The 20,166-nt window shown below is 41.9% G+C and carries 18 protein-coding genes and 1 other RNA gene; 8 read left to right on the top strand and 11 right to left on the bottom strand.

Going from position 1 to position 20,166, the window contains the following annotated elements:
• Nucleotides 1–31: 31 nt before the first annotated feature.
• The 6 genes from MsAm2_RS05470 to MsAm2_RS05445 all read right to left on the bottom strand — a co-directional run bounded on the left by MsAm2_RS05470 (nt 32) and on the right by MsAm2_RS05445 (nt 6,141).
• The gene (locus tag MsAm2_RS05470) at nt 32–835 is read right to left on the bottom strand and encodes a hypothetical protein (RefSeq protein WP_338097254.1); all 804 of its coding nucleotides are present in this window, start codon (nt 833–835) and stop codon (nt 32–34) included.
• A gap of 316 nt (nt 836–1,151) precedes the next feature.
• Nucleotides 1,152–2,438 carry a TIGR04013 family B12-binding domain/radical SAM domain-containing protein gene (locus MsAm2_RS05465; RefSeq protein ID WP_338097253.1) on the bottom strand — a complete coding sequence of 429 codons (1,287 nt, stop codon included), beginning with the start codon at nt 2,436–2,438 and terminating at the stop codon, nt 1,152–1,154.
• 108 nt (nt 2,439–2,546) lie between these two features.
• Nucleotides 2,547–2,999 (bottom strand): DUF126 domain-containing protein, encoded by a 453-nt coding sequence (locus MsAm2_RS05460; protein WP_338097252.1) that lies wholly within the window; start codon nt 2,997–2,999, stop codon nt 2,547–2,549.
• A complete protein-coding gene (locus tag MsAm2_RS05455) occupies nt 2,996–4,189 on the bottom strand; it encodes a phosphomevalonate dehydratase large subunit (protein WP_338097251.1) in 1,194 nt (397 codons plus the stop codon). The genes MsAm2_RS05460 and MsAm2_RS05455 overlap by 4 nt, the downstream gene beginning before the upstream one ends.
• A gap of 105 nt (nt 4,190–4,294) precedes the next feature.
• On the bottom strand, nt 4,295–5,578 hold the full coding sequence (locus tag MsAm2_RS05450; protein ID WP_338097250.1) for an anhydromevalonate phosphate decarboxylase: 1,284 nt from the start codon (nt 5,576–5,578) through the stop codon (nt 4,295–4,297).
• Nucleotides 5,579–5,736: 158 nt separating this feature from the next.
• The gene (locus MsAm2_RS05445; protein ID WP_338097249.1) at nt 5,737–6,141 is read right to left on the bottom strand and encodes an ATP-binding protein; all 405 of its coding nucleotides are present in this window, start codon (nt 6,139–6,141) and stop codon (nt 5,737–5,739) included.
• A gap of 420 nt (nt 6,142–6,561) precedes the next feature.
• On the opposite strand from MsAm2_RS05445, the gene MsAm2_RS05440 reads away from it, so the two are divergent.
• From MsAm2_RS05440 to MsAm2_RS05430, 3 genes are read left to right on the top strand one after another with little or no spacing between them, the layout of a single operon-like run.
• Nucleotides 6,562–7,443: a DUF116 domain-containing protein gene (locus MsAm2_RS05440; protein WP_338097248.1), complete on the top strand. Its 882-nt coding sequence runs from the start codon at nt 6,562–6,564 to the stop codon at nt 7,441–7,443.
• Complete coding sequence (locus MsAm2_RS05435) at nt 7,433–8,131, top strand: DUF116 domain-containing protein (protein WP_338097247.1); 699 nt, start codon at nt 7,433–7,435, stop codon at nt 8,129–8,131. The genes MsAm2_RS05440 and MsAm2_RS05435 overlap by 11 nt, the downstream gene beginning before the upstream one ends.
• Before the next feature lie 49 nt (nt 8,132–8,180).
• Entirely contained in the window at nt 8,181–8,696 is a 516-nt protein-coding gene (locus MsAm2_RS05430) for a ribonuclease HepT family protein (protein WP_338097246.1), read from the top strand.
• A gap of 143 nt (nt 8,697–8,839) precedes the next feature.
• Here MsAm2_RS05430 and rnpB read toward each other — a convergent pair.
• The 3 genes from rnpB to MsAm2_RS05415 all read right to left on the bottom strand — a co-directional run bounded on the left by rnpB (nt 8,840) and on the right by MsAm2_RS05415 (nt 10,147).
• Nucleotides 8,840–9,202: RNase P RNA component (gene rnpB, locus MsAm2_RS05425), an RNA gene on the bottom strand.
• A gap of 143 nt (nt 9,203–9,345) precedes the next feature.
• A complete protein-coding gene (locus tag MsAm2_RS05420) occupies nt 9,346–9,615 on the bottom strand; it encodes a hypothetical protein (RefSeq protein WP_338097245.1) in 270 nt (89 codons plus the stop codon).
• Nucleotides 9,584–10,147 carry a tRNA (cytidine(56)-2'-O)-methyltransferase gene (locus MsAm2_RS05415; protein WP_338098517.1) on the bottom strand — a complete coding sequence of 188 codons (564 nt, stop codon included), beginning with the start codon at nt 10,145–10,147 and terminating at the stop codon, nt 9,584–9,586. The genes MsAm2_RS05420 and MsAm2_RS05415 overlap by 32 nt, the downstream gene beginning before the upstream one ends.
• A 410-nt stretch (nt 10,148–10,557) precedes the next feature.
• On the opposite strand from MsAm2_RS05415, the gene MsAm2_RS05410 reads away from it, so the two are divergent.
• The 5 genes from MsAm2_RS05410 (at nt 10,558) to MsAm2_RS05390 (ending at nt 18,184) form a co-directional block, all read left to right on the top strand.
• Nucleotides 10,558–11,469 (top strand): DUF7502 family protein, encoded by a 912-nt coding sequence (locus tag MsAm2_RS05410; RefSeq protein ID WP_338097244.1) that lies wholly within the window; start codon nt 10,558–10,560, stop codon nt 11,467–11,469.
• Nucleotides 11,470–11,609: 140 nt separating this feature from the next.
• On the top strand, nt 11,610–12,650 hold the full coding sequence (locus MsAm2_RS05405; RefSeq protein ID WP_338097243.1) for an AAA family ATPase: 1,041 nt from the start codon (nt 11,610–11,612) through the stop codon (nt 12,648–12,650).
• 68 nt (nt 12,651–12,718) lie between these two features.
• Complete coding sequence (locus MsAm2_RS05400; RefSeq protein WP_338097242.1) at nt 12,719–13,597, top strand: DUF58 domain-containing protein; 879 nt, start codon at nt 12,719–12,721, stop codon at nt 13,595–13,597.
• A gap of 1 nt (nt 13,598) precedes the next feature.
• Nucleotides 13,599–15,506 (top strand): DUF7408 domain-containing protein, encoded by a 1,908-nt coding sequence (locus MsAm2_RS05395; protein WP_338097241.1) that lies wholly within the window; start codon nt 13,599–13,601, stop codon nt 15,504–15,506.
• A 2-nt stretch (nt 15,507–15,508) separates the two neighbouring features.
• Nucleotides 15,509–18,184, top strand: a complete 2,676-nt coding sequence (locus MsAm2_RS05390; RefSeq protein ID WP_338097240.1) for a hypothetical protein — start codon at nt 15,509–15,511, stop codon at nt 18,182–18,184.
• 287 nt (nt 18,185–18,471) lie between these two features.
• Here MsAm2_RS05390 and MsAm2_RS05385 read toward each other — a convergent pair whose 3' ends face one another.
• Complete coding sequence (locus MsAm2_RS05385; protein WP_338097239.1) at nt 18,472–18,897, bottom strand: DUF805 domain-containing protein; 426 nt, start codon at nt 18,895–18,897, stop codon at nt 18,472–18,474.
• Nucleotides 18,898–18,966: 69 nt separating this feature from the next.
• Entirely contained in the window at nt 18,967–19,830 is an 864-nt protein-coding gene (locus tag MsAm2_RS05380; protein ID WP_338097238.1) for a hypothetical protein, read from the bottom strand.
• Nucleotides 19,831–20,166 lie beyond the last annotated feature (336 nt).

Here is a 20,166-nt window from a genome sequence, read left to right as displayed (position 1 = left end):
AAAAAAGAAAAGATGAAGAATCGTCTAATAATCAGACATCTTCCGCAGTATCTCGAATGGTCGGCCGGAGATCTTTAATCAAGTACCCGAGGAAAGTTTCCGTGTATGGTAAGGTGAACATTAAGGAAATAACGGTCACGATAAACACAAGTTCTTCGGGGTTTGGAAGGTGTCCGCCCATAAAATCCAAATATCCGCAAACGGCAGCGATGCTGAGCGCGCAAATAATCGCATTGATCAAAACAATAAACAAAAGCGATATCAAGGTCACCTTTGTTTTCTCTTTGGCGATGCTTAAACTTTCCGAAATTGCATGCATCACACCTTTTGGCGCCGTCATCACGTAGATTGTTTCAGCGTAAAGAATCGGCACGGACACGACAATCGATAAAATGGTGATGAGAATTTCCGCGAACCATCCCAAATCCGCGGAGAAAAGACCCAACAAATTAAAAACGCCCCAGACAATCAAGATGAGAAGGGCAATCGTCACCAGCAAAATAATTCCGTACGCCCAGCTTCTGGCCAATTGCGCGCTGGAACGGAATGCAAAAAACACATCTGATGCCGCAACGTCCGGATTTCGCGTTCCTTTCACACCCATGTATGCAAGACCGTAAAGCAGCGGCGGAAATGTGAGGACAGCAACCAATACCAAAATCCCGAGAATAAACCACACGGCATCCGTCAGAAAACCGGTGTAATCGGCAGCGGCATAAATGATCGAAATGATCAACGGCAAAATTAAAACAACAGCGGCGCCAACAAAATAAGATACAAAATTGGTCTTGTAAGAATGATTGGCTTTTTTAATACTTTGCTTAAATACTTCCATACTCTTCAACTCATATCGGATTCATAAAAATAAACCAAATAAAAATAATCAAACAGATCAAAAAATTAATAAAATTAATAAAAATCAACGTATCTAATATTTTAATATATTTATAAATTTCCTTTTATGATTTCTACTTTATGAAAAATATTTATAAATTTCCTTTTATGATTTCTACTTTATGAAAATCGAACTAAAAGCAGAAATGAAAACTGCAACTGAAAAAAGCAAAATAAAAGCAAAAATGAAAAATTTAAGATAAAAGCAGAAATGAAAAATAGATAAATCAAAAATAAAATAAAATAAAAAAAGTTTTTTAGTATTCCGGTTTTGTATTTTCCCAAACCCCTTTGAGTTTCCCGCCAAGGGCCAGTTGCCCAAGTTTTTTTGAAATTTCCGGATGGACTTTTCCCGGGATTATATTTTCATAAGGCGTTGACGGGAGCGGCGTTAAATAATGCGCCCGAACTTCTCCGTTTTTTTGGCAAATCCAATCAATGAGCTCCAGCGTTTTTTCTTGGTCTTTTTCCGTTTCATTCGGAAACCCGATTATAAAATCCACAATCGGTATAATCTTTTTTTCCAAACAAATTTCCACAGCCGAATAAACATCTTCCGCGGTGTGCCCGCGTCCGATTTCTTGAAGAATGTCGTCGCTTCCGGACTGCGCGCCGATGCTGATGGAATCATTTGCACAGTACGTTGTCACCAACTCCATCATTTCTTCCGTTATGAATTCCGGGCGGACTTCCGAGGGGAATGTTCCAAAAAATATGCGTTTGCCACCGATTTCGGACAACGCCGACAAAAGTTCTTTGACCGGGCCGGGGTTTGGGGTTACGCCATTTCCACCGTATGCGAAAGCGTTGGAAGAAATAAACCGCAAATCGTCGTAATATTTGGCATATTTTAAAATTTCCGGAATGCTGCGGTGCCGCATCTTGTGCCCGAAAATTTGCGGCGTTTGGCAGAATTTGCAGCGGTGCGGGCAGCCACGCGAAATTTCCAGTGGGCGCCAGATATTGTCCGGCGAAAAACAGGGAAATGTGTCCAAATTCACAAATGGTCGTTTCTTTGTCAAAACCATTTTTCCAAAATCATCCAAATACGCAATTCCCGGAATCTTTGAAAGACCGGCTAAAAAATCAGGGAATTCTTGCCGGCTCTTCCTTTTGTTTTGATATTTGTTTTGGATTTGATTTTGAATATTTTGGATTTGATTTTGTTCCGAGAACAAATCCGAATTTTTCAAAAAAGCAACCAATTCGGGAAGCGTTTCTTCTCCTTCCCCGACAACCACGGCATCGAAATATTGAAGCGTTTCATCCGGCACACCTGACGGATGCGGCCCGCCGGCAATGAAAAAAGATGGAATTCCCAACGCTTGAAATTCTTTTTTGGCACGGGAAACTTCCAAGAAGATTTCTTCCTTTTGCCGGGTAAAAAAACTGTAAATCATTATTCCCGGGGCGGGTTCATTTGAAAATTCCACGTCCGCAAGAAGCGGTGCCAATGCTGAAAAACTGTAACTGTTCTTTTTTAAAAAACGAAAAAAAACAGGCGTCTGTTTTTTAATTTCTTTAACCGGAAATGACAGATTCAAAAACGACGCCTCAATTTCAATATTAATACGATTTCTAATTACATTTAAATTACAAGGGTATGTTTCAATTCTATGCAATTTTAATTTAAATTTTTCGACATTCGCATGTCACAAAATTTCAATAAAGCCATCCGTCCCGTTGACTAAAACACGGTCTCCGGTCTTTAAAATTTCATACGGATTTTTCTCTAATTTGTCCACCAACGGAATTTCGGAAATGATGGCGCCAACCGCAACGATGGGCTCGCATTCCAAATTAATAATTGCCACCGGTGCGGTTTGATTCTTTTTCAATTGGTAAATCACATAAGAGCCGACGGTTGATCCTTTTCCGGTCGGAAAGACCAAAACCATGTCTTGAATATTTTTCCCGAAAAGCTCATGGGCGGGATCAACTATTTTTCCGGTCTTCGGATCGACATTTCCTAAAAACGAAATCGGATCCTTTGTTAAAAGAACCGTTCCCGACGCTTCTCCTCTGGAAATTGTTCGCCCGTAAATGATTGTATTTTTTGCGGATTTTGTTGAGCCGGCCGATTTTTTAAATTCTCTTTCCGTCATATGTTTTCCCCCAATGCTTCTTTGACGCAGCGCTCCACCGTTCCAAAAACAGATTTCATGCCGCACATGCCCGGGACATACGCATAGGCTTTTCCGGAATTCACCATCATGCAGGAATATTTATCACCGGCGGGAGACACCACCATGCAAGTGTCGCACACCACTTTGGCGCCGCTTTTTTCAATTTCAGACACTAAATTTTTGTTTTTATTTGCCACTTCCCGTGACGTAAAGATCCAAAATTCTTTCACGACTGTTTTTCCGGTCAACAGTTTGGCGATTTGTTCCAATTCCTCTTTGGAGCAATGCGGGCATCCGACCGTGACAATGTCCGGGCGCCCGGCCGAAGAATTGTCTGCCGATGCGTAAACTGTATCTATTTGAGATTTTTCAATCGCAATGCGCTCAGATGGACGATCAAAAACGATATTTTTATCCCGCGCCTCCGGCGTCACACCGGCAATATGGTAAAGCGCAACCGCACCCGATGCGGCCATCGCAGCGCCCAGCATTTTCATTTCATCGGAGGCGGGTGCTTTTGTCAAATGGAAAATTGGAATTTTGTTTCCAATCATTTTTCCCGCGATAAACCCAAGCGCTCCAAAATCGGAGCCGGATAACTCAAATCCGACGGTGATTTCAAAATTCGGAATTCTGTTTTCCGGCTTGTGAAAGCCATAGTCGGCCGTTTTTCCGACAAGCGCCGCCGATAAGGCCGATGGTCCGCCTTCCCGGTTGGTTCGCGCGCCCAGAACCGAATTCGCATAAGATATTGCGGAAGACTCTCCCCACGCCAAATGATCCCGATAACCCACCTCAAATCCATCCAAATAATACGGCGTACAGGTGCACTTGGAATCGATTCCGAGATTTTTAAACGCTTGGATGATTTCCAATTGTTTTTTCGCAAAATGGACATCAATGTTGATTCTTTCCCAGTTTTGCAAATCCATTCCGGCTGGATTGAGGACGGATGGCACTTTCACCGTTCCTTTCAAATCAGAAATCCATTCCAAACCCGCGTCTCCGATGGTTTTGTAAGAAACGCCTGAAACTTGCGCGCTTTTAATCGGAATTAAAGCGTCGGCACCATAAATGTCCCCGAGAGCAACTAAAATTCCCATCGCTTTTTGAAGCGTTTCACCATCGTCACCACGCAGGGTTTTTTCTTCCTCTTTTGTCAAATACATGTTCTTCACTCGGATTATTTTTCCACCAAAAATAATCTTTTCGTTATTTTCAGGTCTTTTTATTTCAGTTTTTTAATTTCTGATTTTTTTAATTTTCAGATCTTCTTATTTTTTCAACACGGGAAACTTTGCCCGCTCGAAATCCTCTTTACAAACCAAAACTTTTGTCGCGTCTACGCCGACTTTTGTCGTGGTTCCGTCCGGCGCGCCCCTCGGGTCAAGCGAGCTTCCGCGCACGTTTGGGACAATTAATATGTCCATGTCTCCCTTCACTCGGGTCGCAATCGCAAATTCAATGTCGGCCGGGTTGTAAATGTCAATGTCCTCATCCACCACAACGACGTGTTTGAGGCTCGTATGCGCGGCAAAAGCAGCCATCATTGCGTTTTTCGCGTCTCCTTCCGTCTGCTTTTGAATCTGAATGACGGCATGCAAATAACAACAGCCGCCTTCCGTTAAGATGACATTTTTCACGGTTGTTACTTCGCTGACCGCTTTGTAAATTTTCGGCTCGTACGGAACGCCCATCATGAGCAAATGTTCGGCGCCGCCCGGCAAAATGCCGTGATAAATCGGGTTTTTCCGGTGGTAAATCCGGGTAATGTGAATCACAGGTTCCGGCCGAATATGGTCGTAAGTTCCCGTGATATCGACAAACGGTCCTTCCGGAACACGTTCCGTTGGGTCGACATACCCTTCCAAAACATATTCGGCGTGCGGGACACAAATGCCGTTTTGGCAAGCGAAAAGTTCAACCGGCGCGCCGCGAAGAGCGGCAGCATATTCAAATTCTTTGGATGCCGGAACCCGGGTCGTGCTGGCATAAGTAATGACCGGGTCGGCACCAATTACAATGGCGACCGGCAATTTTTCTCCTTTTTCAGCCGCTTTTTTGTGAAGGACATACGTGTGCCGTGGCGGAACCAGGCGGGCAGCCAGCCGGGTTTTATCCAAAAGCATAAGCCGGTGGATAGATGCGTTCATTTCGCCGCCATATTCGGACACAACAATTCCGGCCGTAATGTAGCCGCTTCCGCCATCTTTTTCAAAATGCTTCATGATGGGAAGTTTTGTCAAATCCACATCTTTTTCATCCACGATCACTTCTTTGGTGGGAGAGTCGGTCACCATCTTAACAGAACCGGATGGCGCGACGTCGGACAATTTTCGGATAATCTCCGATTCAGAAACGCCCAGCATGGCCCCGAGTTCCGCCCGGGTTCCCAGCAAATTCATGACCGCCAAGGAGCCGGAAACATCATGGAAAAAAATAGGTCCTTTGGTTTGATGTGCCAGAATCGGGGCTTCAAAGTCTTTTGAAACCGGATTTTTAATTTCCGTCAGGCGTCCGTTCTTTCTTAAATTTTCAATAAACTCTCGAAAACTCATAGTATCTGAATGCTAAAAAAGCAAAGGTTGAATAAATAAGTTATTAAAAACAATCTGCAAAACCGTTCGTCGGTTTTGCCGATTTTTTTAAAAATTGTTGCTGTAACGCACGCATGCGACGGCTTGAAATAATTAAAAAAGATAAAACCGCATCGGACTTATCCGTGAATCAATGCGGGCAAACACCGGGTACAAACCCATACGCTTTCTCCTTGGTGCCTCATCGGAAGCAAGTATGCGTCATACTCTCCCTTTTTGCATTTGTAACAAGCAATTGTACTGTCCGTGATTTTTGGCTGCGACATGGCTTTTTCCTCATTAAAGGGAACCGTTTCTCTTTTTTCCACCGTCAAAGCGCCGGTCGGGCAAACGCCGATACAAAAGCCCATGCCGTCACAAAGTTCTTCCGACACAACTTTGGCTTTGCCGTTGATAATCCGGATAGCGCCTTCAGCGCACGGCGAAACACATTTTCCGCAACCGTTACACTTCTTTTCGTCAATTTTAATAACATTTCGAACCACTTTCGTTGAGCCTGGCTTTCCGACAACATTTAATTCCATATTTTTCCCTCATTTTTCCAAAAATCCACCTTTGGAAATTTTAAACCGCAAATAATCGATTTAGTATATTAAAGATACTATTATTAATACTTACTTTTTTATCAAAACAACTTCTTCGAAATATTTATCAAATTCCGAAATTATTCGTTATATTTTCTTCAAAATCATCTTTACTTTAAAATATCCCACCAAAAATTATTTTTGAATATATTTAAAAATATATTTTTTATATTATAGGAACCGTATTCGAATTTTTGTGTTTTATACCACATAACTTATAAGTAAAAAAAATGTTTTTGAATTAAATTGATATGATTTTTTAATTTTTCAAGTTTTTCAAAACAAATTGAAAAAATAAAATGAAAAAATAAATTGAAAAAACAAAAACCAAATACGGTTAAAACGAATCAGGATGTAAAAATGGAATTTAATTACGAAACAATCGGCCGGCTGGCAATTATTTTGCTGTCCTTTCTCATTATCTTTAACGTCTCGGCTATCCTGATTGGCGTTTACAACATCCGGCGAAAAAAAATTCTTTTCCCGAAATTCGTTCTCTTCTTCCTTTATTTTTTTTACGCGCCGCTGAAATACATTTTTTCGGTTTTTTCCATGAACGAAAAGTTAGTGGACGAAATTCTAGTCGAAATTCAGAATGCGGTGTCTCTTGATAAATTCAAAAAGAAAAATGACCGGAAAATTTTGTTATTGCCGCAATGCCTTCGGGACAGCAATTGCCGGGCCCGTTGCGATCCGCTGTATGGTTTTGTCTGTACCGAATGCGGACGGTGTGACGTCGGAAAAATCTGCTCGGAAGCCAAATCTCGTGGCTTTAAAGTTTTTGTTATTCCGGGCGGCTCATTTGTTAAAAAAATATTTACGGAATACAAACCGACTTCCTGCATCGGCGTCGCGTGCCCGATGGAACTCAGCGAATCTTTGCAAAAAGCATCTGTCATTCCGGCGCAAGGGGTTTATTTGATTAATGACGGATGTTTTGAAACAAAAGTCAATATTGATGACATTATCCAAAAGATGGATTTGGCGGGTTTTGATTCGCTTTTTGATTCACATTCCGACTCCCGTCCGGGTCATTCCGTTCCGTCTTCCGCTTCATCTTCCGTTTCGCCTTCCACTTCATCTTCCGTTTCACCTTCCACTTCATCTTCCGTTTCGCCTTCCGCTTCATCTTCCGTTTCGCCTTCCGTTTCGCCTTCCACTTCATCTTCCGTTTCATCTTCTATTTCACGTCCCAACCAACTTTCGGTCATTTCGCGCGGAGGCGGCAAAAATGTACTCTGAAATCGGTCAAATTTTGACATTTTTGCTGGGATTTTCCATATTTCTTATTGCATTCGCATTTTACATCAGTACCGGCCGGCTCAAACATAATTCATTTTTCGCGAATTTCGCCGTCCGCATCTTGGATTTTTTCTATAAACCGACGTTTGCGGTTTACCTCTCCTTATTTAAAAATCCGGACAAATTTCACAAGCATTTGTCCTTGCTTAAAAACGATGCCTCTTTCAAGAAATTCCAAAAAACGGAACAAAGAATCATTATTGCACCCCATTGCATGCGGCATACGGACTGTCCCGCGCGCACCACTCGTCATGGAATTCAATGCGTTTCCTGCGGAAAATGCGATTTTACTCCCATTAAAAAAATTGCGAAAGCCAACGGCTATACGCTTTATATTGTCACCGGCTCTTCCTTTGTCCGCCACATTCTTAAAAGCCAGGAAGCGGCGGAAACGGATGGCGTCTTAGCAATCGGTTGCCATTATGAATTGAACAAAGGGGCGCGTGAGCTTCGAAAAACCGGAATTGTCACATACGGTGTCCCGCTTTTATCCAGCGGTTGCTTCAATACGAAAATCGACATGGTTCGGTTTGAAAAGGATTTAAAGCGGCTTCGTTGTGGTTCCGGTCTGAAACAATTTTATCCGGACGATTTTTTGGCGGAAGATTCCGCTGAAACATTTATCTGATTAAAACGCTATTTTGAAAAGAAATTATGTTTTTTCGAGAGGATACCGTATGAAAAAAACCGGAGACGGACACAATTGCAGCTGTGGCGGCAAGCATGAACGCAAACATGAGCACGAACATGAGTACGAACGCAAACATGAGCATGAATATGAGCATAGCGGGAATCATTTTTCACAAGAAGACGCATGCGTTTGTCTCCACGCGGACAGTCCGGCGGATGCTGAGTCTAAAGCAACCGTTTCTGAAATGATGATTCTTTTGGACGAATTTGAAAAATCAACCTCCGGAATGATTTACGGCAATTTCATCAAAAACGAATCTCTTCAATTGTATCTTGTTTCCATTTTGGAAAAAGTTCAAAATAAAGCGCTATCCTTGGACCCGGATTTTATCAGCCGGCATCCGAAAACGGATTTTTCTTTTCTTCAAACGATTCAAGATCAAGCGGTTCATCCGGTGCTTGGGCTTAACGCGGAAACGCTTTGGGATATGATTCGACTGGACGTTCCATTTTTGAACCGAAGTTTAAATGTGATTGTCAACGGGTGCAGCCACAATCATTGAATAAAGCAACTTGACAATCCTTAAAAAATGATTTTCAAGACGAAAAAACGACTTGAAAAATACTAAAAATTTGAAAAATATTAAAAATATTGAAAAATTTGAAAAATACTTAAAAAAAGAAAGATCAAAAATAAAAATGAGGCGGGTCCGGCGAGTAAGCTCCCTTCTGTTTTCGTTCTTTTTTTCAAAAACAATCTTATTTTGAAATATTTTAGAATTTGATTTCTAAAACGAACGGCAGCATTCAGCTATGCGTATTTACCTCGGGGGTGCTTTTTGAATCAATCACCAAATCCCGATTAACTTGCACCTGCGGGGATTGACCGTTGCATTCATGCGTCATGAGATCTCAATTTTTCATATCATCGCATTCATGACCTGATAAATCGTTTCTGTGCCATTGCCCTGACTCTCGTCAGATATTCTTCACAAATATCCGCAAATTCAAAAAGAGGGTGGGGAGACTTTCCTCAGAACTTGTGTCCCGTAGCCGCCCTGCCGCTCCCGCGTCAATGAAAGGAAAAAGGGGGCAAGAGTATTTATGATTTTTTATCAAAAACCATGTTTTTATTGAAATTCATTTTTTTATCAAAATTCATTTTTTATCAAAAATCATGTTTTTATCAAAATTCATTTTTTTTATTGAAATTCATTTTTTTATTGGAATTGCTCTATAGGCTAAAACAGGTTGGTATTCATAAAAGAAATTGTGATCAAAAGAAACTTTTTGTTCACATAAAGCATTTTTTAAAATTGAAGGAAATCTCAAATAATATTCATTTGTATTGTTTGTAATAACATTGTTCACAAAATCATCTCTAAATATTGGGTGAAGTGAGATGAAATCCTTCACAGATGTAAATATTTTTATTCCTCTGTCCAATTTTTCAACATTTATCCTGCCGCTTATTCTTTTCAATCAATTCATTATCATGAACGACTTTTTTTCCCTTTTCCATCGGAATAACCGTCAATTCCGCGTTTTCAAATGTTTTTAAGAGCGGGTCCGAGTCAGAAATCCGGTCCATGGCAATCGCAAGCGCCGCCACTTCCGAATGCGGCTGGTTTCCAACCGCCACGTTCCAATCGGAAATCTCATAAATTTCTCCCGGAACCTTTTCAGCGCCGACGATAAACATTAATTTTTTCTCTGATTTCAGGATGGGGACCGCTTCCGGCAAATTAATGCCGTACATCGATAAATGGCAAACCTTTCCCCCCTTCTTTTTCCATTGGTTGATTTCTTCCATCGCGTTGGCATTGTTTTTGATGAAAAAAGAGCCGCCCCAGCGGGGAGAAATTTCTAAAATATTTTCTTCAATTTTGGGATCATCCGACGCGAGAATCATCCCGGCGGCCCCAAGGGCCCGCGCCGTAAGTCCGACATGGGTCGTAATTCTCTTGTCCCGTTCCGGCCGATGACCCAAACGTAAAATCACAATTTCCTTAATTTCTTTGTTTTCCATAAAATTCACTCAAATCTTTTTGTTCCCAACGCGTCTTTAAAATTAAAAGATTTTGATACTAAAAAATCACGAATGGATCATGCCAAATCTTTTAAAACAAAAAGTGTCGGCAGATATTTTATTTTTTGATCCTTTCATTTTTGTGAAATTACATGTGCATAAAAATATATGTGAACGACGGCGCGCTTAAGGAGTGAGCAATAATTATATACTATACCGTCCCTAAAGTTTTAGAATTTAATTTCAAAAATTTAATTTTATTTAATTATTAATATATGAAATCGGCCACTCAAACCGCCCCTTTGGGCGGCTTGAAAATAGTGTTGCTGAATGTTTATTTTATTCACGCATCACTTTTTCGCAATTCACACAACTGTCACAAGAAGTGATTTTCCTTGGATATCAAAAAATTTGTTCTTGAAAACGAATCCGGTGTTCGTCAAAACAAGAGGCTATACAAGGTTTTGGATTTTGTATCCATTACGCTTTTTTTGCTTCTCTTGATGCTTCTTTTAAACCTCGGAGATTTATTTAAATTAATTCCGGCGCTGGAGCCGTATGTCGGATTGTCTCCGGATCTTCCTCTCCTTCACATCCGTTACGATACGTTTATTTTATTGGCGATTTCTCTTCTTATTACATTTATTGGTTTAACAGTCTACCGGCGGTACCGTTCCCGGATTTATAAGTGGTTCGGCGCAAAGCCGCCCAAAGACGAAAACTCGTTTGACATTATGGAGCGCCTCCATCCGGAACTCAAAGACCGCCTTCGGACGGCGTATGACAATTTAGATGACAACACCGTCATTGCCGCTGACCTCAAACAGCAAGTTTCAAAGGACATCGAAGGCATTTCCAAAATGGAACTCCGTGACAAGAAAAAAGTTCGCTCCGGCGCCATTGCGATTGCGGTCGTCGGAATTCTTCTTCTCGGCATTTTCTTCACCGGTTTTGCGTCTCCGATTGAACCGGCATCGGAAATCACTAAAAGAATTCCCCGAATTTCAATGGACCGCCCCGACGTCGACCCGGACAACAACACAACCGTGAATGATAGCTCCTCTTCCGTTCCGGTCGGAACGCCGCCGATTTCGGAAGATCCCGGCATTGACATTGACGTGACTTTACCGCCCGGTTCCGGATTTGGTCCCGGCGAGCAGCTCAACGAAAGCGAAAACAAATCCTTTGAGCCATCCAAATATTATCCCCCGGAAAGTCTCAGCTCCACACACTTTTATGACACTCTGCCGGAAGGGTATGCCGATTTAATCAAAGATTATTTTGAAAAATTAGCGGAAACCAGCTGATTGCAATTCAATTTTTTCATTTAAATTAACATAAATTTTTAAATTCATCTGTCAAAAATTAACGTAAAAGCCCTTTACAATTCATTTGTCAAAATTTACATGAATCTTCAACCATGATTTAAAAACCACGAGGAAATGTTATGAATACGGACAACAGCGCCATCGAAAGACAAAACTTATCATCGGAATTCCGTGAAAACCCCATTGCCCGGGAAGGCAACATTGAAAACGTGCCGTCTTCCAAAACGTATGAAAACGCGCAACGGGTTTTTAAAACGCTTTTTGATGAAATCGGAAAAGTCATTGTCGGGCAAAACGAAACCATTGAACAAGTCATGGTTGCCATTCTTTGTAACGGACACGCGCTTTTGGAAAGCAATCCCGGTCTTGGAAAAACATTAACTATCTCCACCATTTCAAAAGTGATTGACTTATCTTTTAACCGGATTCAATGTACGCCGGACTTAATGCCGGCCGACATCACCGGAACCACCGTCGTCGAAGAACACGGCGGCTCCAAAGTTTTCCGCTTTGAAAAAGGACCGATTTTTTCCAACATCGTTTTGGCCGATGAAATCAACCGCGCGTCCCCCAAAACCCAATCCGCTCTTTTGGAAGCCATGCAGGAAAAACAAGTCACTGTTGCCGGTGTCACCCATCCGCTCGAACGGCCGTTTTTCGTTCTCGCTACCCAAAACCCGATTGAACAGGAAGGAACTTATCCGCTTCCCGAAGCTCAATTGGACCGTTTCCTTCTCAAAATATTCGTTCCCTATCCCGATTTTAACGATGAGCTTGAAATCGTCAACCGCTACACATCGCTTTCCAACCCGACCACCGAACGCGGAATCACAAAAGACACGCTTCTCAGCCTCCAAAAATTGACCCGCGAAGTTCCGATTTCCAACGACTTAAAACAAAGGGCGATTCAATTGGTCATGAAAACAAGAGATGACAAATTCATTGAATACGGCGCGTCCCCGCGCGCGTCCATTGCCCTCATTTTAGCCGCCAAAGCCCGCGCGCTTATCAACGGCCGAAACTTTGTCAGCGAAGAAGATATTTACGCCATGGCGTATCCGGTTTTAAGGCACAGAATTATCTTGACATTTGAATCAGAACGGTCCGGAATGACACCGGATGACGCCATCAAATCTCTCATCGGTTCCTTAAAGAAATAAGCGCAGAATTGGAATAAACAACCGGCCGGACTTGAAAAATGAATTGGCGCAGGCACAAGTGAACCCCTATGGCGGATAAAAAACACAAAATCGATATTGAGTTCTTAAGGCAACTTGACCGGTACAACATGTACATTCGAAAAAGAGTGTCCACCGTTTACGCCGGAAACAGGCCGTCCACACGAATTGGAAAAGGAATCGATACCGTCGGATATCGTGAATATTACAAAGGCGACGAAATGAAGGACATCGACTGGAAAGTCTATTCCAGAACCGAAAAACTTTACGTCCGCCAGTTTGAGGAAGAAAAAACGTTAACCGCACACATATTGCTTGACGCGAGCAAAAGCATGGACTATCCCGCACAAGGAACGACCAAATTCGAATATGCGGCAATGTTTGCAGTTGGCGTCGCGTATCTGGTTTCCCGCAAAAACGATAAGTATTCTATCTCTACATTTAACGACAACATTGATATTCACCAGCCGCGGCGCGGAATTAAAAATCTGCTGTCGACCATTTCCTATTTGGCCGGGCAAGAACTGTCCGGAGTCACCGATATCGACATCTGTACCCACAAATATGAAAAACTCATCAAATCCAGGTCTCTTGTTGTCATAATTTCTGATTTTTTAGAAGACATCCGCCATATCGAATCCACCGTTCTTCGATTCTCCGGAAACGATTTAATGCTGGTGCAAATCCTTGACCCGTTTGAAAAACATTTGCCGGTCAAGGGTGATTCTTTATTTTATGATATGGAAACCGGCATGCAAATGAAATCATTTTTGAGCGACTCTTTCCGGAAAAATTATAAAAAAGAACTGGAAGACCACATCGCGCACATCGACCACATTTGCAAAAAATCCGGCGCGAAATTTTATTCCTTTACGACCGACGTTCCGATTCTGGAATCTTTCTTAACAACCCTGGAAAGAGGCGGTTAAAATGCCTCTGCTGGAATCCCTCCCGTTTATTTATCCGTGGGCGCTGATTGGTCTTTTATCGGTCATTCCGCTCATCATTTTGTACATGCTTTTGCCCAAGCCGTTTAAAATGAGCGTTCCATCCGTCATGTTTTTGATGAAAGTGGAAGAGTCGCGCGACAAAATTTATTCTTCCCTCACCAAATTGGTCAAAGACCCGCTCTTTTTGGTTCAGCTCTTGGTTTTGATTATGCTGGCGCTTGCGGCGGCCGGTCCGTTTATCGTCTCCATGGACACGTACAGCGAAGAGCATACCGTAATCATTTTAGACGCGTCCGGCAGTATGCAAACCAATGGCCGCTTTGATGACGCAAAAAAAGATGCGGAGAAATATCTCAGCCGGTCCAATACGATTATTTCAGCCGAATCCATTCCGGTCGTTCTCGCGGAAAATGTCACCGCGTCCAAAGCCAAAGACGTTCTTCGGGACGCTGAAGCCAAATCCGTAACGGTAGATATCGGGTCGGCGGTCGCGTCAGCCGCAAATCTTTTGTCGTCCGAAGGCGGGTCGATTGTTGTTCTTTCCGACTTTACATCTTGGGACGGAATGAATCCGCTGGTTGCGAAAAACCTTGTCGGTGGCGGCCTGAACATTACTTATCTGGCGTACGGAACGCCGACAGACAACAATATTGCGATTGTTAACGGCTACTTAGAAAAGTCGGGCGGCGGTTATGATTACCACTTTATGGTCCGAAATTATGGTAAAACAACAAAGAGTGTCTCGGTTGAAGTTTTAACGACTCAGTCCAACGGTCAAAAAACAAATTCATCGGAAGTGACACTGACGGTTCCCGCAAACGATGTCGCATCTTTCGAATTTACGCAAATCAGTCGCGGAACGACTGAAATTAAAATTAAAAACAATGATTCTCTCTCGGGCGACAACAGCGCTTTTATTTCCCTCCCCGAATCTAAATCGGCCAAAGCACTTTATGTTTCTGACGCTGAATCCGGAAAAAGTCTTCCGGGCTACATCGCGCTCTCGCTGCTTCCGGAACTTGCGGTGACGAGTTCCTCGACGGTTCCGGCTTTGTCTCAAGATTATAATTTCGTTGTGGTGGATCTTGGAAACCGGTCCTTAACATCCGCGGAGGCATCCGCGCTTGCAACCTATACGCAAAATGGCGGAAATGTGGTTTTTGTCGCCGGCGAATATTTGGATCCGAAAAGCCAAACGATTGACATCTCTAAAATGCTTCCGGTGAAAATTACCGGCATTCATTCCGATCCGATCGGCTATCCGCTGTATGTTCTTTCCACCAATAAACTGACGGATAACATGAATTATGAGGATGTTTTTGTCCGGACCTATCTGAAATCGGAAGTTCGGGATACGGTCAATTCTTCTTATCTGGTAGCCACCCCGGACGGTTCTCCGGTGATTGCTTACGGACCATATGGAAATGGAACGGTTTTCTTCTTCGGGCTCAATGACCATGCCGGAGAAAACGCATGGAACAACTTTGCCGGTTTTCCAGAGTTTCCCATTTTTTGGGTTCGGCTGACGGAATTCTTTGCGGGAACAGGAGATGTTTCCGAATATAATTTGCCGGCGGGAACCGTTTTGGCGCTTGGAAACGAAACGTCTGTGGTGACACCGGCCGGAACAATTCAGACATCGAAGGTTATTTTCGATACGGCCGGAATTTATGTTGTCAACAACAAAAAAATTGCTGTGAATATGTACAACGATAAGGAATCCAATACGCTTCTTCAAAAATTGTCGGGTGTTGAAAGCGCAAACGAAGGCACACAGCTTCCGACGCTCTTTGAAGTCAAAAAAGAAATTTTTGTGATTTTTGTGATTCTTGCGTCCTTGTTTATTTTGCTGGAACTTTATTTGTTGAAAAAGAGGGGGGATATTTAATGATGAGTTTTGCCTACCCCTGGATTTTGATTCTTTTGATCCCTGTCCTTTTCCTGGCGGTCCGGTATTTCAAAAAAGCATCCGGGAGAAAACAAAAAATATTGTTTGCAACGCGTGGAATTATTGCGGCTTTGCTGGTCTTGTCGCTGGCCAGTCCGATGGTGATGATGACCGTCACAAAGACAAATGACAACCCGGAATTGATTTTGATTTCGGACACCACCGAAAGCATGCGGTATTTCAAAAGTGGGATCGGTCAGGATTTGTATGAATATTTCTCCGGAACGATTGATGTTCAATATGACACGTTGACCGGAAATTACACGGCGCTGGGTGAAAAAATTATTCAGTATGCCGACGGCAAAAACAAATTATTGCTTGTTTCCGACGGCAACAGCAATTACGGCACCGACCTTGAGGAAGCCATTAATTTCTCCAAAGGGACCAACACACAGGTTTCTGCGGTCATTCCGGATTTGATTCAAAATGATATGAGTGTTGAAATGACGGGGGACAAGTCCATCATTGTCGGCAACGAGCAGGAATTCGGAATTGTGGTCCGGCAGGCGGGAAATTCCAATGCCAGTTATAATTATGAAGTGTATGCGGATGGTTCTTTGATTGAACGGGGAAGCGGTAAATTAAACGGGTCGGAAAAAACAACGACATTTACCACCAAATTTTCAACGTTGGGCGCGCACACGTTGCGTGTTTCCATTTCGTCGGCGGCGGATTCGGATAAAATTAACAACAATTTCACCAAATCTGTTTATGTGATTGAGAAGCCGAATGTGATTGTGGTGACGTCGGAAGCCAACGCGTCGTTGACGCAAGTGGTCGGAACGCTTTACAATGTGACGGTGGTGACCTCGTTGTCTCAGTTTACAGATCTGGACCGGGCGCTTTCGTCTACGAAAACGGTTGTCATGGATAATGTCTACATCGGAAACATTACCGATAGTCAAGTGGTGTCGCTTAAAAATTATGTTTCCAATGGCGGTGGATTGGTCGTTGTGGGCGGAACGAGTTCTTATGGTTATCCGGAAGGGCACAGCTATTTGAATACGTCGTTTGAAAAATTACTTCCGGTGGTTTCGGTTCCGTCGGATTGGGAAGGCACTCAGGATGTTTTGCTCTTTATTGACGTTTCCGATAGTGGGAACTCTTTTGCGTCCAACAATGAAACGTTGTTGTCGAATATCAAAAAGACGTCTTTTGAAATCATTGATAATGAATATTTCAAGGATGCCAATATCACTTATTTAACAATCGGCGACCCAAAACGTGAGGTTTCGGGTGAATTTTATTATGTCGGAAACCCCAAGGAATCGGATGAACTCAAAAACCAAATCGAAAACTTAAAAACCGGTGACGGTGATACGGATTTGGTGGATACGTTTGAGGATGCCGTTGAAATTTTGGACAACCGGTCCGGCCAGCCGCTCATTATTATCATGTCGGATGGAAATGTTGTCGGACGTCACTCTTACGCGGAACTTTTGGCGGCCACCAACAAAATGAAAGATTACGGGGCAACGATTTTATTCATCAATATTTACACGGGCGGTTCGATTCGTCCGGACCAGTTCCGGGACTCGGCGGGCACGCCTTACGCGAAGAAATTGATGACGGATTACGGTAAAAAAGGCGTTTATATTCAGTCAAACAAGGGTCTTCCGGTGGACCCGGACTTTAAGGAAATGTTGGGTGATTCCGGGAAAAACAATACCAATCGGACGGAATCGAGTTTGTATATTTCCAACCCCAAGCATTTTATTGTTCAAAATGTGAATTTGACGGAGACGAATGTTTCGGGTTACAACAGCGTGACGCCGAAAGCCGGTTCCGACAAATTGGTGATTGCGTCGGATGGCGCGCCGGTGTTGACGGTTTGGCGGTATGGTCTTGGCCGTGTCGCTTCGTTGACCACCGACAATGGGGTCGGTCGCGGCAATTATTGGGCATCGGATTTGTACACGGCGCCCGGCTCGAAATTAGTGGCGTCGACCGTGAATTGGGTGATGGGTGACCCGAACCGGGAAAGCGGAATTGTGATTGACGCGCCGGACACATCGGTGGGTCTTCCGACTGTTCTTCGGGTGAATATGTATGATCCGGGAATTCCGGTGCTGACGCTGGGCGGTCAAAAGCTGATTCTGACGATGGAATCGGAAAATGTGTATACGTCGGAACTTATGTTTAACAAGTCCGGCCTTTACAATATTTCCGGCTATCCGATTTCGGTTAACTATCCGATTGAGTATCAGGAAATCGGGGTCAATCCGGATTTCAGACGGCTGGTTGAGTCGACCGGCGGTGACATTTACACGCCGGCGGAAGCAAAAGCATATTTCATCAAGTCGGTAACGGACGATACGACTTACAAAACCAAAGAAGTGGTTAATTTCAGCGTTTATTTGCTGTTGCTCGCGTTGATTATTTTCCTTGTGGAAATCGTTTACCGCCGCGTGAGAGAAATCAAGGAGCTTCGCCGCCTCCATGATGAATATGAAAAAGCGGAAAAAGAAGGCGGCGATGGTATTCCACCCACCTATTTCAAGGCGCACGGGTGGAGTTATACCGACAAGGAAGAAGGAAAGGAAGAGCCGGGCATTTTAAGCAGCTATTCCAAATTAAAATCCACATTAAAGCAGAAAAGGGAGCAGCTGAAAAAGTAATTTTTTATTTTTTTCAGTTTTCTTTTTTTCATATTTTTTTCAGTTTTTTGTTTACATTCTGTTTTCTTTTTTTTTGGTATGCGCGCGCGTTATGGCAGCACATTTTTAAAAGATTTCAACAAAAATCATGGTTGATTTCTAAGAATTTTAATAAATGTTTGAAATGGTTTTTTAGTATTTTTTTCAAAATCGATATGCAGTTTTAAGTTTCAAGGTTCATTGAAAAACATTAAATGTTGATCATTCTATGTTGATTTTTGGTCAAAGAACAATGGGTGTTCTTATTCTTAATCGAATTCAGGAATTCTTCCTTTGGGGTCTTCTCCATATTGATTTGGACCAACGGTTCCATCAAAGATAAACAGAATAATATCAAATAAAATAGCAACTATATTCAGAAAGGGTATGATATAAAGCAATTTGATTAAACAAAGCCATCCCGATTGATTCATATCATGCAATCTTCGAATAGTCTGAAAAAATATAAAAACGGTGATAAAAAGAATAATAACCATATCAGCAAAGATGAAAACCAAGATCAGAATGCCACCAATATTAAATTCATGGCTATCAACAAATGAAATGCTGGAAATGTAAAATAATGTATTTATTGCTATAAGTATCCAAAATCCAATTGTCATAAGAATGTAAGGCATCCGATTTAATCGTCCTTCATAAGTGTAAGTTTCGGCAATAAAATTGAAAAGTTCCATATCTTTCCCTCCATGAATAATAAAATAAATCTAATAAGTTGCCTTATTAGATTTATCAAAATGAATCAATCAGGTGAAAACGCCGGTTTCTTGATAGTTATTTACTGAAGATGAAGGCGTGTAAGAAACACCGACTGACCCAACCCCTCCTATATTTAAACCAACAGAAATTGAATAACCTCCTGCATACACTTGATGACCATAACTCACTCCATATGGAACTGAGAAAATGTCAATTGTATTTTTGTATATGTTCATGGAGCCATTTCCTTTCATTGCAACTCCCGTGTTATAAATAAACACGGGAAATTTTACATAACCATTGTTTCCCAGCGAGCTTGGAGCATTTTGTGGTGAGTAAGACACTGTATTCCATGTCATTCGATTTTGATCATAGTACTGGATGGATGTTGAATGGTATTGACTTACAGTGTAACCATTACCTACAATGGCTCCAAACGTGTCATTAAGTCTTACAGTAGTTTCTCCAGACCATGAATAATTATAATTGACTGTCGCTGTTCTATTTGATCCGGATGTTGATTTATTTGTTAGCCAAATGTTTAGGGTCATTGTGGCGGCTATTGCCTTGCTAGATTCTGTACTTCCATCAAAATTGCGGATGAGTTGGATTTGCTCTTTCGTGTATCCTAGTCCTACAAGTTGTTCATCGGAATAAGATTGATTCATGTATTCAACATGCTCATGGAATTTATCCTCAAAATTTCGGATTTCTTGTATTTCCAATTTGGAAAATCCATTTGATTCGAGAGATTTATCACTTTGCTTTGAGAGATGGATGTAATAGTCATATTCATTAAACGTTACTGTAGTTATAGAATCATTGCCATTTTTCTCTTCTGCTAATACAGGAATAGAAAAACTTATCGCAATGAGGAATGCACAAAATACACTCATTAATTTATTACTCATAGTTTCATCTCCAATATCCTTTATATAGAAGTAAAATTATGAGGTGAATGAATCGGTCCTCGGAAAAGTTTCGATTCATTCGTTGATGCCGATAATTTTTGGCATCAACAAAAACTATAATAGTTATAAAATATATATGTTTTTATATGTTATTAATTATATATTTCAGTTTCTAAATAATAATCGAGATCCCTTCTTTTGATGTAGTTCCTCTTTTTTAGATTTTTATTTTTTATTGTTTATGGTTTATATCATCTGATATAATTTTATTTCCAATCTTGGATATAAATACATCTTTTAATAAGATGAAGACATTTAACCCCCAAATTTCATTTC

The sequence above is a fragment of the Methanolapillus ohkumae genome, assembly GCF_032594355.1.
GTDB lineage: Archaea > Halobacteriota > Methanosarcinia > Methanosarcinales > Methanosarcinaceae > Methanolapillus > Methanolapillus ohkumae.
The sequence above is the reverse complement of the archived record's forward strand: the minus strand, read 5'-3'. Positions and strand labels throughout refer to the sequence as shown.